This window comes from Chryseobacterium sp. FW101-FHT12H09 (assembly GCF_058790395.1).
This window is the reverse complement of sequence record NZ_JBYTCP010000004.1, coordinates 1-12,830: the sequence shown is the minus strand read 5'-3', so window position 1 is coordinate 12,830 and position 12,830 is coordinate 1. Positions and strand designations below refer to the sequence as shown.

Below are 12,830 nucleotides of genomic sequence, written 5' to 3'. Positions count from 1 at the left end.
CTTACAAATATACAACGTAAACAGTTTTGATAAATGATTTTGTTAAACCTCATTTTTATTTTTAATAAAAGAATATAGCCAGTGACATCTAGTAATTGTAAGACAGCATTTTATTAAAAACAACAGAAATACTATTTGACTTACAATCACTCTCATTTTTAACTGATTCATTTTTATTTTCTTTTCTGCAAATGATCATTATAAATTTGAATGCTGATAATTTTGTCACGGCATCTGTCTGCTCATCAATTTCAAAATAATCCAACAGCCCATATTCTTTAAATTCCTTCTGTACAGCCTCCATGTCATAGAAAAAAAGCTGTCCTCCTTTTCCAATTTCAAAAGTATCCTTTCCGATCCCTTTTCCTTTTCCATAGTTTGGAGAATTTTTAGAAATTACCGAAAAGACCATCCAGCCTTCATTTTGTAATTGATTAAAACAATCACTGATCATTTTCTTTCTTTGATCACCATTTAATAGATGAAGAAGTGCATAGCAGAAAATTCCATCATACAAATGGAGGTCAAAGGGCATCTCTGTGACCGATCCCTGAAAAATTTTCATTTTATTTTTAAACTGCTCTTCAGCCAGTTTAATGGCAGTTTCAGAGATTTCTATTCCTGTTACCTTAATTTTATTTTCTATAAAGATCTGAGCATTCCTACCATATCCTATCCCTGGAATAAGAATATTATTCACATCCTGTTCCATAAATAGTTCTTTAGTCAGTACTGCAGAATGTGAAGGTTCAAAACCCCACATGGTCTTATGTTTAATAAAACTGTCGTCCCAAAATATTTTCATATCTTCTGCTGAATTAATCCCACCAATATTTATTTTATCTATTATTTGTCCACAGTTGAAACCTAATTTTCCAGCCTCTGAAATAATAAGTTCAGTGTCCACTGAGCATCCATCAACCTGAAGCAATACCTCAGAATTCTGTTTAATGAAATCAATATTACAGTCAGTCAAAACATTTTTCAAAGCTTCCAAAATAGGATCTGTATCATTTTGTCCATGAAGGTCTGTTTTAAATATCCATCTATTTTCCATCGAATTTTTTTAACTTAAAATTTCTTTATTTATCCTTTTAGGTCCATACACAAGAACATACATGAACAGGATCAGCATAACAACAGCACCAACCCACATGGCCTGTTTCCAACCATATACAAAAGATTCACGGGCAATGCGAATTAGTAAAGCAGATTGATCACCTGTTTCCGGAGCAACAGCAAGTGCATTAGAAATGCCTTCTCGAGCCAACGTCGCAGCATGCGTAGAAATTCCATTTAACTTTTTATCGATCATACTCTTGTAGCCTGCACTTACCAGAGATCCTAGTAAAGCAACCCCGAGAGCTGTTCCGAGTTCCCTGGTAATATCATTAAGCGCAGAAGCGATTCCCTGGCGACTAGCAGGCAATGCTGAAGTTATAGCTTCGGTAGAAGGAGTCATACTTAATCCCATTCCAAATCCCATAGCAAGCATTCCGGGAAGTACCGACAGATAACCGCCGTCTACAGATACAAATACAGCCATAAGAGCAGCACCAAAACCGCCTAATAAAATCCCAGATGCCATGGTAAAACGTCTTCCTATTCGCATGGCTACTTTAGGAGCAAAACCTGAAGCAAGCATCATAATTAAAGCCATAGGCATCATCGCAAGTGTAGAACGTAGACCTGACCAACCTAATACACCCTGAAAATAGGGGAAGAGCACTACAAATATTCCGGCTTGTACCCCAAAAATCGCCAGTAATGATATAGATCCACTGGATAAACCACGTTCCATAAAAAGAGATACATCAAGGATTGGCGCTTTCTGGCGCAATTCCCAAAGCACAAATAGTGCAGCCGATATCACTCCTGTAATCAGGGATCCTAACGTTAGTGGTTCTGTCCAGCCATGAACCGGAGCTTCATGTAGTGTATAAACGATGCCAATTACTGCAATTATCGATAGGAGAGAACCTACCAGATCAAACTGCGGTTCTGCTTTTTCTGTAGAATCGGGAACATATCGAACCGCCAGAGCAATTGATACCAAAGCAAGGACCACAGGAATAACAAAAAGCAGACGCCAGGTGGCAAGGTCAACCAAAACCGCAGAAAGGTACATCCCCAGAATCCCGCCACCTCCAGCCACACCGGTCCAAATACCAATGGCCTTCGAACGTTCTTCCTCAGGAAATGTAGATGTAATAACGGCAAGTGTCACGGGCATGATCATTGCCGCACCAACACCACACAAAAATCTAGCAACAATCATCATAAAAGAAGAAGTTGCCCAACCCGACATCATACTTGCTATTCCAAAAATAAATAAACCAACAAGCAGTATTTTTTTGCGTCCAATTCTGTCGCCAATAGCACCGAGAGGCAATAGTAAAGCGGCTAAACTTATTGTATAAATGTTGATCATCCACAATATATTAGTCTGAGATGCATTGAATTCTATTGCCAATTTCGGTTGTGCCACATTAAGCCCGCTTACAGAAGCAATTACTGCCATTAACGCAAGGCAAACTGTGATAAGTATCATTCTTCTTTGACGCTTACCTTCATCAAAAATTGTTTGTTTTGTGAGATCTTTTTCTTTCATGCTACAAAATTAATTACCTTTACTATCCAAATGATATTACTTCCCCTTTGGATAGCACTATCCAAAAAGAAAGTGAGTTAAATACTGTAACTATTATGATACCTGATAATGATTGTTCAAAAGCCATGTTATCTATAAAAGACGCTTTGGATGCAGTAGAGGGCAGATGGAAACTATTGATCCTTTATTCATTGTGCAGTGGACCAAAGCGTTTTAAAGAACTCTCAAGAGAGGTCCCTGGAATAACAGACAAAACACTGTCAAAAGAGTTAAAGAATTTACAGGCTAATAAATTAGTCAATAGAGAAGTCTTCGATACTTCCCCTCCAACAGTAGAATATACCATGACGCCACATGGTATGTCATTAAAAAATGTATTGTTTGAACTTTGGAACTGGGGACTTATTCATCGTGAAGAGGTGATAGGAAAGTAGTATTGCAATCTTAGATGGTCAGTTCAAAATCATTAAGCAGATTTTTAAAGAATAAGGATTACTCAGAAAGCAACTTACGATCTTTTAATAATGTTTAAAATAAAAGCCATTCAAACTAATGAATGTTTTTTTATTATTCAATATTAAAAATTATACCGATTGGTATATTTATTTTATATCTTTGCACCTTAAAATTGAATCCGACACAAAACGAATAAAAAAAACAAAAACAGCTTTAATAATTAAGTGTTTTTTTTGAAATAAAATATACCGATCGGTATATTAAAATATTATAAAAACTTTAGAAATGAAGAGAATAATTCTTATCATAACCGTGATCTCCGCAGCTATAATGGAACTGATAGATACTTCCATTGTGAATGTAGCCCTTAATTATATGAGCGGAAATCTTGGTGCCACCTTAGAAGATATTTCCTGGGTAGTTACAGCCTATGGTATCGCCAATGTGATCATCATTCCTATGACCAGTTTCCTTGTAAATAATCTGGGGCGCAGAAATTATTATATCGGTTCTATTATACTATTTACCGTATGTTCCTTTATGTGTGGGAATTCAACCAACCTCTGGGAATTGGTGATGTTTAGATTCCTTCAAGGTATTGGAGGAGGGGCTTTACTTTCTGTATCAGCAATGGTGGTGTATGAATGTTTTCCAAAAGAAAAACAGAACATTGCCAGTGCTTTATTTGGAATCGGAGTTTTCATCGGACCTACTATTGGCCCTACACTAGGTGGGTTTATCACCGATAATTTTTCATGGAGATGGATTTTTTACATTAATATTCCTTTAGGCATTCTAGCTGCGATTTTATGTTTCCGTTTACTCCCGGAATCACCGACAAGACAGAAGGTTAAAAAGATTGACTGGTGGGGAATTATTTTATTGATTATTGGAATTGGCTCTTTACAAACCGTGCTGGAACGTGGAGAAACAGAAGACTGGTTTGCTACAAGATATATTGTTTTTCTCACTGCTGCCGCTGTTTTGTCGCTTGTTTTATTTGTACACAGAGAACTTACCATCCCGCATCCGGTGGTTAAACTATCAGTACTTAAACATCCTTCACTCAGTATATCGGCTATTCTTACTTTCATAACCGGCATTGGTATGTTTACTTCCATCTATCTTACTCCGGTACTTGCTCAGCGATTTTTAGGATTTAATCCTGCTCAGGCAGGTCTTTTGCTCCTGCCAGGATCTATCATTGCCGTATTTGCACTGATCATTACCGGGAAAGTACTGCAAAAAGGAGTTCCACCTGCTTTAGTTGTATTATTGGGATTTTGCTGTTTTATTTACTTTAACTGGTCTATGGGTCAGGTGAATCTGGAAGTTTCATTTGCAACAATTTCTATTAATTTAATATTTAGAGCACTGGGAATGGCTTTACTTACGGTTCCGTTGGCATCTCTTGCTGTTTCCTCTTTGAAACCAGAAGATATGCCACAGGGAACAGCGATCAATAATATGATGCGACAGCTTGGCGGATCTTTTGGAATATCAATCATCAATACTTATATCGCAAGAAGAGTAGCCCTACACCGCACCGATTTAATTTCAAATCTTACTCCTGATAACAGATCAGTGATGGATCGATTACAAACCTACACTTCTCTTTTTCAGAGCAAAGGTTTTGGATTTCCTGAAGCTCAGCAAAAGGCAATCGCCTTAATGGAAAAAATAGTTGTAAAACAGTCCTTTTTTTTAAGTTATATTGATGCATATATGGTTATTGGTCTGGCATTTATATTTGTATTACCTTTATTATTATTTTTTCTGAAAAGAAATAAGAACAAAAAAATAGTGATCGTTTCGGCAGATCATTAGAAAGAACTAAATAATATTCAATAAAAATCTATAAAATTATCATGAAAGAAGTATTTATTGTATCAGCAAAGCGCACCCCTGTAGGTGGATTACTTGGAAATTTATCTGGTTTTTCTGCACCACAATTAGGAGCTTTAGCCATTCGTGAAGCATATAAAAGCATTTCATTGGAACCCGAATTATTAGACAGTGTTTATATGGGAAATGTACTGAGTGCAGGAGTAGGACAGGCTCCGGCAAGACAGGCTGCTATTTTTGCTGATATTCCTTATGACAAAGATGCCACAACAATTAATAAAGTATGCGCCTCAGGAATGAAAGCCACTTCATTGGGAGCACAGCAAATTCAGACTGGTTTAGAACATCTTATCGTAACCGGAGGTATGGAAAGCATGAGCAATGTTCCACATTATGCTTTTCTAAGAAACGGAAAGAAATTGGGTGATATTACCCTTACCGATGGGATGACCAAAGATGGATTATGGGATGTCTATCATAATTTCCACATGGGAAGTGCAGCAGAGCTGGGTATAAAAAAATACGGACATACAAGACAGGAGCTGGATGATTATGCCTTATCTTCTTATCAAAAGTCGCAAAATGCAACGGCTCAGGGAAAATTTAAAAATGAAATTGTTCCTGTTGAAGTCACCAAAGGAAAAGAGACGGTTACAATCGATAAGGATGAAGATATTTATAAGCTTATCCCGGAAAAAATAGCTCAGCTGAAACCTGTTTTTGAAAAAGACGGATTACTTACTGCAGCCAATTCCAGCAATTTAAATGATGGTGCTGCTGCCTTAATTCTGGCTTCTGCAGAGGCTGTACAAAAATATCAGCTAAAGCCACTTGCCAAGATCATAGGATATGCAGATGCCGCTCAGGCTCCGGAATGGTTTACCACTTCGCCAGCGTTAGCAATTCCAAAAGCACTTTTAAGTGCTAATCTGGATCTTTCTGCAGTAGATTATTTTGAAATTAATGAAGCTTATGCTTCAGTAGTTCTTTCAAATCAGAAAATCCTGGGATTTGATCCTGAGAAGGTTAATGTTTATGGCGGAGCAGTAGCTATTGGTCATCCGATAGGAGCTTCGGGAGCAAGAATCCTGGTTACCCTTCTTAATGTGTTACAACAGGAAAAAGGAAAATATGGAGTAGCAGCGATCTGTAATGGTGGTGGGGGAGCTTCAGCGATGGTTATTGAAAATTTAAATAGGTAGAATGAAATCTTGTTAAGATCAATCATTTCTAACTTAATAGAAAAAAATGTCTGACCGAATTTACAACAGATTCGGTCAGGCATTTTCTTTTTAATTAATGAAAATATTCAATTAGCTATGCCGGTAATTGATCTAAAAAAATTCTGATATCCTTACTTATTTCCTGTACATGAGTTTCCAGTGCAAAGTGACCAGTTTCATAAAACTTTATGGTAGCATTCGGAATATCTCTTTTATAAGCTTCTGCTCCCGGAGGTAAAAAGAAAGGGTCATATTTCCCCCAAGCGGCTAATAATTGTGGTTGATATTTTCTGAAATATTCCTGAAATGCGGGATATAAAGCAACATTAGTACAATAATCCAGCATCAGATCCAATTGGATATCATTTCTTCCCGGACGGTCCAGAAAATACTGATCCAATGCATAGGACTCCGGAGCAATAAGCGATACATCACGAACTCCTTCTTCGTATTGGAATATGGTCATCTTTTTTGAAGTAAAATCGCTTAGTGCTTCTCGATTTTCCTTACTTGGATCTTGCCAGTATTTTTTCATAGGATTCCAACCTTCACTTAAACCTTCTTCATAAGCATTCCCATTTTGAGAAATAATCCCCGTTATTTTTTCAGGATTGGCTAAGGCAAGTCTGAGACCTGTGGGAGCACCATAATCAAAAATATACAGAGCAAATCTTTTTAGTTCCAGAGTATCAATAAACCCTTGCATAGTTTTAGCAAGATTATCGAAAGTATAGTCAAACTGCGATGGATCCGGAGCATCGGTAAATCCAAAACCCGGCAGATCCGGAGCTATGATGTGGTATTTATCATTTAAAGTAGGAATCAAATCCCGAAACATATGTGAGGAAGTAGGAAATCCGTGAAGCAGCAATAGAATTGGAGCATCTTTTGGTCCCGATTCACGATAAAAAATATTCAGGCCGCTAACATCTACGTTTTTGTAATAAATAGTTGGGTTCATAATTGTTTTTGTTTTTTGTTATTTCAAAATTACGTCATATATTTGATTACATAAAACGATTAATTATGATTACAACTATCACAAAAAATGATATATGAATTTAAATGATCTTAAAATATTTGAGGCAGTAGCGGTTCACGGAAGTTTTACTAAAGCTGCAGATGTGATGTGTACGGTACAGTCTAATGTTACTGCAAGAATAAAAACATTAGAGGAAGAATTGGAAGCACAACTTTTCACCCGTACTTCAAGAAAGGTTTCTTTAACCAAATCCGGACATGCATTCATTCAGTATGCGCGTCAGATTTCTCATATTATTGATGAAGCTAAAAAAGAAATCAAAAAATCGGATCAGATAGGGGGAAATTTATGTATTGGATGTATAGAAACCACTTTAGTATTTAAGGCTCCGGGTATCCTTTCAAATTTTATGAAAATATATCCACATGTAGATTTGGAATTCAAATCAGATTCCCGTACCAAACTGATTGATGATGTATTAAATTATAAACTGGATGCTGCATTTGTTTCGGTTCCTATTCATTCTTCACAACTTGAGCAGGTCCACATTAAGGAGGATGAATTGGTTATCGTTTCTTCTCTTGAAGAAAAATCAATCAACCAGATCCTTAAAAAAGAAAACCTAAGTATTGTTGTATTTGAACAGGGATGCGTGTATAGAGCAAGGCTTGAAGCAATGCTTAATTCAAGGGGTATCATTGAATACAAAAGTATGGTATTGAATTCCATAGAAGGTATTATTAATTTTGTTGAGGCTGGTCTCGGAATCACCATACTCCCTGTTGAACTGATCGAACAATATTATAAGTCCCGTAAGTTAAAGGTATTTAAACTTAACAAAGAGATAAGCAGCATATCAACTTCACTTATTTATTTAAAGAATATTCCAAAATCTCAAGCTTTAGAGGCATTTATAGCAATGCATACTTAATTCATTAAACAGAAAAGGCTACCTCATAAATTGGCAGCCTTTTCTGTTTAATATTACTTAATGTCTATAGCTCAGCAGCTATTGGCCAATCTACGGGTATCTTTGTGACAGCATATAAATAATTGGTTATGGTCTTATCACCAATAGCAATAATCACATCAACTAAATTTCCTTCTGTATATCCTTCATTAAAAAAGTTTTCTTTTGCTTCATCAGATATTTCTCCTTTTTTACTTACTGCTTCCTGAACCAGATTAGCCAAAGAACTTAGTTTTGAGTCAAAAGAAATATTTAGTTTTCTGATCTCTAAAATTTGTTCATCATTAAATCCATTAAGCTTTGCGACAGCAGTATGAGCACTTAAACAGTAAAGACATTTATTATATTGACTTACCACCAGACTCACCACCTCTTTTTCTTTTGCTTTTAGAGAAGATTTTGCATTTTGCAATCCCATATAGGTACTTAATCCATTTTCAGAATGAGCGAAAGTGGCAAAAAGGTTAGGAACATATCCAATCCCTTTTTCCAGTTGATTGAAAATACTTTGGTTAGCTTCTGAAAGTTGTTCTTTTTGAGGAATTTGAAAATTTTTCATTTTTAATTATTGTTTAAAATTAATAGTACAAAGTTGCACCATCACTGACCTAAAAAGAATAGAGTAATTTCCCGAAAGCTTATGCTTTTTTCCCTTTTATTAAATAAGCCTGTACATTCACATTTTGCTAATCTGTTCTAAATTTATTTCTTTATATTAGTATTTAGTATGAGGAATTATTCTTAAAAAAAATAAACACAAATGATAAAGAGACTGTCATTATTAATAATACTACTATGCTCAATTGTTCTTTTTGGGCAAAATAAACAACCTTCCGATGAGTATGCTAACGCCAAAGAAATCATTAAAGATTTGGATTCGATTGCTAATCCCAATGGAATCCAGGAAAGATATAAAGCTCAAATTGGAGGGATAGATCAATGGGTATATGTAAGAGGACAAAACAAAGACAATCCTATGATTTTATTTGTGCATGGTGGTCCTGCATCTCCAATATCTCCGGTGATGTGGATCTTTCAAAGGCCTATTGAGGAATATTTTACGGTCGTCAACTATGATCAGAGAGCATCTGGTAAAACATATAATGCGAATGATACATTAAGATTAAACAATACTATAAAAATTGATCAGTATGTTGATGATGCAATACAGTTGGCCGAGTTGATTAAACAAAAATATAAAAAGAAAAAAGTGATCCTCATTGGACATAGTTGGGGAACTGTAATTTCCATGAATGCTGCATTAAAAAGGCCTGATTTATTTTATGCTTATGTTGGCATCGGGCAAGTAATTAACACCAAAGATAACGAACGGTTAAGTGTTGATTATGCAGTAAAGGAAGCTACCAGATTAAAAAACACTACTGCCTTGAAAGAACTGGCCTCAATAGCACCATATCCTGGGAATATTCCCATTACAAGGCAGCGGATTATTATTGCAAGAAAATGGCCTCAATATTATGGAGGCTTAACGGCATTTAAAGATAACTCAAAGTATTTCTTCCAGGCTCCACTGTTATCTCCTGAATACTCTGATATAGATGCCGAAGCGATTGGCAAGGGAAGTCTCTTTACTCTCGGAAAAATTCTTCCTGAATTTCTACAGGTTGATTTCAAAAGCATCAAGAAATTTCCTATTCCAGTCTTTATGTTTATGGGAAGACATGACTATACAACTCCTTCTGAGCCAACCGAAAAATGGATACAAAATGTAAAAGCGCCTACAAAAAAGGGGATATGGTTTGAAAATTCAGCTCATTTAATTCCTTTCGAGGAGCCTGGTAAAATGTTAGTTACTTTATTAAATGATGTTAAGCCTGTTTGTCAATAGCCTTTTTGAGCATTCATTTTCATTTTTTAACCAGCAATTTAAGCTCCAAAAAAAAGCCTCCCGAGGGAGGCCTTAAAAAACACAAATGATGAAAAAAAATTATTTCGAAGTGCAAATATAATAAAATATATTATGTAACACATTGTAATTTTATTAATATTTTAATTTATTTATTAATAACATATTAATGTTATGCATGCATATAATTAAAATATTTTCAAATATACATTTTTATTCTTTAATAAAAAATCAGCTGTTCACGGGCATTTATTCCCTTGCAGTAGATCAAAAAAAACCTTCAGGAATTCCTGAAGGTTCTCTGAAACTTTTTATTTCCTAAAATTTAAACACACAGCCACAAACGCTCATTTTGCCTTCAACAACTGTTGTCCATTGTCCATTCCAAGTACCTCCATAAGATGCACAAATAGACGGACATATTTCTTTAGCATCATCATTACTCCAGATAGGTCCTGCAAGAACGTCTAAAGTATATTCAGTATCCCCTGAAGGAGCAGTATCATACTCAACTTCAATTACACTCATTTCTCCCTCAACAATGGTACTCCATTGTCCAGTAAATTTTCCTAAATGTGCCGCAGCGATACGGCCACCTAATTTCTGTGCTTGATCGTTGCTCCAAAGCGGACCTGCTACGATGTTAATTTTGAATTTTGACATGGTTTTTGTTTTTAAAGTTTAACATTCCAAAATTGCGATTATAAAAAAACAAATAGTAGAGTATAAAGCACCATTTTTTTTATTCAGTACTTATACTTAGCATGCCCATGACCAGTGCTTTTATCCGATTAATAAAGGATAAAACAATATTTATTATTTCTCTTAAAATTGATATAAATGTATTTTAACAGTAGGAAAGTGATAGAAAAGTTGAAAGCAAAAGAAAAAAAATATTGACATTATGAATCTCAACAAATATTGGAGACGATAAAAAAAGACGAAGCTATAAATATTACTTTACAGCCTCGTCAATTTTTAAAATCATTTGGTTTTGTTGTTTACAAATTTAGAGCAATCAGTATGAGAGGTACAGATACAGTTGATGTTTTTTATTAGGGTACAGATCACCAGGCTTTAACAATTTTCCCGAGGGTCTGGAGGTCAGTGTTTATTTTCTCATTCCATTCCATTGCAAAATTCAGTCTCATACAGTTGTTATATTGATTGTATTGAGTAAACATCCTTCCCGGAGCGAAACTTATATTTTGACGGATGGCAATATCATACAGTTTTACGGTATCAATTTTTTTATCAAGCTCCAACCATAGCATAAAACCTCCTTTTGGCTGAGAAACTTTCGTGTTATCCGGAAAAAAATCCTCTATTCCTTGTTGAAGTTTTTGACAATTAGCCTGTATTGTTTTTCTGAAAGTCCGCAAGTGATGATCATATCTTCCGTTCTCTAAAAAATGTGATATCGTTTCCTGATAAATTGCAGGTGTAGAAAGTGTTTGAATTAATTTTTGCTGAATAATCCTGTCTTTGTATTTTCCAGGAATAATCCAGCCTACACGATAACCTGGCGCCAGTGTTTTAGATACAGAATTGACCAGCATTACAATGCCAGCTTCATCAAATGCCTTACAGGGTTTTGGCCTTTCTGCTCCATAATAGACTGTCCTGAATATATCATTTTCTACCAGTGGAATATCACGCTCCGTAAGCATTTTTACCAGTTCTCTTTTATGATCGTCAGACATCAGAGTGCCCAAAGGATTATTAAAATTTACTATAAAGCAACATGCACTTATCGTAGGCAAAACCTTTTTAAGAGCTTCCAGATCCAAACCGGTTGCAGGATCTGAAGGTATTTCTACAGCTTCAAGTCCCATGGCGCTTATCATCTTAAGGATTCCGAAATAGGCTGGGCTTTCAATAGCTACTTTATCTCCAGGTTTCGTAACTGCCATCAGGCACATAAACATTCCATTCATAGCCCCTGATGTTACCACGACATCATCTTCAGTTATTTTACCTTCCAGCATAAACGCCCATCTGGCAACGGTTCTTCTGAAGTTAAGATTACCCTGTACCGATTCGTAGGTTGCACCACCGTTGGCTAAAGTGCGCATCACCGTAGCGACACTTTTGTTAAGCTGAGCAATTGGTAGAAGACTTTTTTCAGGCAAGCCAAGAGAAAAATGGGTAATATCTTTATTATCGGATGAAGCAAAAGTTTTATTAAAAAGATCTTCAGGATGTTTTTCTTTCTGTAATGATTCTAATATAATAACCGAGGGAAGTGAAAATTTCCTTTGAGAAGCCCGACTTACATAATAACCCGATTTTGGAACAGGCTCTATTAATGATTTACTTTCAAGTTCCAGAAATGCCTGTCGAACAGTATTGATACTTACATTATACACTTTCTGTACAGTTCGTATAGACGGGAGTTTATCGCCAAGCCTTAAGGTTCCATTAAGAATTTGTTTCTCAATGATTCCGGCAATCTTTAAATACAGGACTTCTTTTTTCATTCAATCATTTTATGTATCTGTTAAAATTAAGAAATTTAATTCCCTTCTCCATGAAATTATTACAGAGTCACCAGATACCAACAAAAGAGGGTGTATATATTAAATTGATTTCAAATAAACAAAATGATTTCTATCAGAAATACCCATCAATACTGTATATTTCATACAAAAGTGAACAATATGCAAAATATTGTTCTATCACATTATTAAATTGTATGATAAAAAACATTAATTTTAAGTGATTTTAGGTTTTTTTGACAATTTTTAACAAAAATTATATTTCTATTTTTGCAACCAAATCTTTAAATTATGAAAAAAATTTTATTAACCTTTTCCATTTCTTTTGGAATTTTTGCTTCTGCACAAGAGGTAAAAACTGAAGCTCCTGTAGTAGAT

11 protein-coding genes are annotated in these 12,830 nt (G+C 35.3%); 5 read left to right on the top strand and 6 right to left on the bottom strand.

Features of this window, described 5'->3' with window-relative positions; genetic code table 11:
- Positions 1-88 precede the first annotated feature (88 nt).
- Together AC3WRL_RS15655 and AC3WRL_RS15650 are read right to left on the bottom strand one after the other, a co-directional pair.
- Positions 89-1,057: a class I SAM-dependent methyltransferase gene (locus AC3WRL_RS15655; RefSeq protein ID WP_492330698.1), complete on the bottom strand. Its 969-nt coding sequence runs from the start codon at positions 1,055-1,057 to the stop codon at positions 89-91.
- Between the two features lie 9 nt (positions 1,058-1,066).
- Positions 1,067-2,521, bottom strand: coding sequence for an MFS transporter (locus AC3WRL_RS15650; RefSeq protein ID WP_492331020.1), 1,455 nt, complete (start codon positions 2,519-2,521; stop codon positions 1,067-1,069).
- A gap of 185 nt (positions 2,522-2,706) precedes the next feature.
- On the opposite strand from AC3WRL_RS15650, the gene AC3WRL_RS15645 reads away from it, so the two are divergent.
- From AC3WRL_RS15645 to AC3WRL_RS15635, 3 genes are all read left to right on the top strand, one after another.
- Positions 2,707-3,045, top strand: a complete 339-nt coding sequence (locus tag AC3WRL_RS15645; RefSeq protein ID WP_214824898.1) for a winged helix-turn-helix transcriptional regulator — start codon at positions 2,707-2,709, stop codon at positions 3,043-3,045.
- A 307-nt stretch (positions 3,046-3,352) separates the two neighbouring features.
- Positions 3,353-4,894 (top strand): MDR family MFS transporter, encoded by a 1,542-nt coding sequence (locus tag AC3WRL_RS15640; RefSeq protein WP_214824895.1) that lies wholly within the window; start codon positions 3,353-3,355, stop codon positions 4,892-4,894.
- 41 nt (positions 4,895-4,935) lie between these two features.
- Positions 4,936-6,114 carry an acetyl-CoA C-acyltransferase gene (locus tag AC3WRL_RS15635; RefSeq protein WP_261512227.1) on the top strand — a complete coding sequence of 393 codons (1,179 nt, stop codon included), beginning with the start codon at positions 4,936-4,938 and terminating at the stop codon, positions 6,112-6,114.
- 115 nt (positions 6,115-6,229) lie between these two features.
- On the opposite strand, the gene AC3WRL_RS15630 is transcribed toward AC3WRL_RS15635, so the two are convergent.
- Positions 6,230-7,096, bottom strand: a complete 867-nt coding sequence (locus tag AC3WRL_RS15630; RefSeq protein ID WP_492330697.1) for an alpha/beta fold hydrolase — start codon at positions 7,094-7,096, stop codon at positions 6,230-6,232.
- 94 nt (positions 7,097-7,190) lie between these two features.
- On the opposite strand from AC3WRL_RS15630, the gene AC3WRL_RS15625 reads away from it, so the two are divergent.
- The gene (locus tag AC3WRL_RS15625; RefSeq protein WP_214824884.1) at positions 7,191-8,048 is read left to right on the top strand and encodes a LysR family transcriptional regulator; all 858 of its coding nucleotides are present in this window, start codon (positions 7,191-7,193) and stop codon (positions 8,046-8,048) included.
- Positions 8,049-8,112: 64 nt separating this feature from the next.
- On the opposite strand, the gene AC3WRL_RS15620 is transcribed toward AC3WRL_RS15625, so the two are convergent.
- Positions 8,113-8,646: a carboxymuconolactone decarboxylase family protein gene (locus tag AC3WRL_RS15620; protein ID WP_492330696.1), complete on the bottom strand. Its 534-nt coding sequence runs from the start codon at positions 8,644-8,646 to the stop codon at positions 8,113-8,115.
- Positions 8,647-8,847: 201 nt separating this feature from the next.
- Between AC3WRL_RS15620 and AC3WRL_RS15615 the strand changes: the two genes are divergently transcribed.
- On the top strand, positions 8,848-9,936 hold the full coding sequence (locus tag AC3WRL_RS15615) for an alpha/beta hydrolase (protein ID WP_492330695.1): 1,089 nt from the start codon (positions 8,848-8,850) through the stop codon (positions 9,934-9,936).
- Positions 9,937-10,272: 336 nt separating this feature from the next.
- On the opposite strand, the gene AC3WRL_RS15610 is transcribed toward AC3WRL_RS15615, so the two are convergent.
- Both AC3WRL_RS15610 and AC3WRL_RS15605 read right to left on the bottom strand, forming a co-directional pair.
- Positions 10,273-10,617, bottom strand: a complete 345-nt coding sequence (locus AC3WRL_RS15610) for a mannan-binding lectin (RefSeq protein WP_214824876.1) — start codon at positions 10,615-10,617, stop codon at positions 10,273-10,275.
- Positions 10,618-11,021: 404 nt separating this feature from the next.
- The gene (locus AC3WRL_RS15605; RefSeq protein WP_214824873.1) at positions 11,022-12,434 is read right to left on the bottom strand and encodes an aminotransferase-like domain-containing protein; all 1,413 of its coding nucleotides are present in this window, start codon (positions 12,432-12,434) and stop codon (positions 11,022-11,024) included.
- Positions 12,435-12,830: the final 396 nt, after the last annotated feature.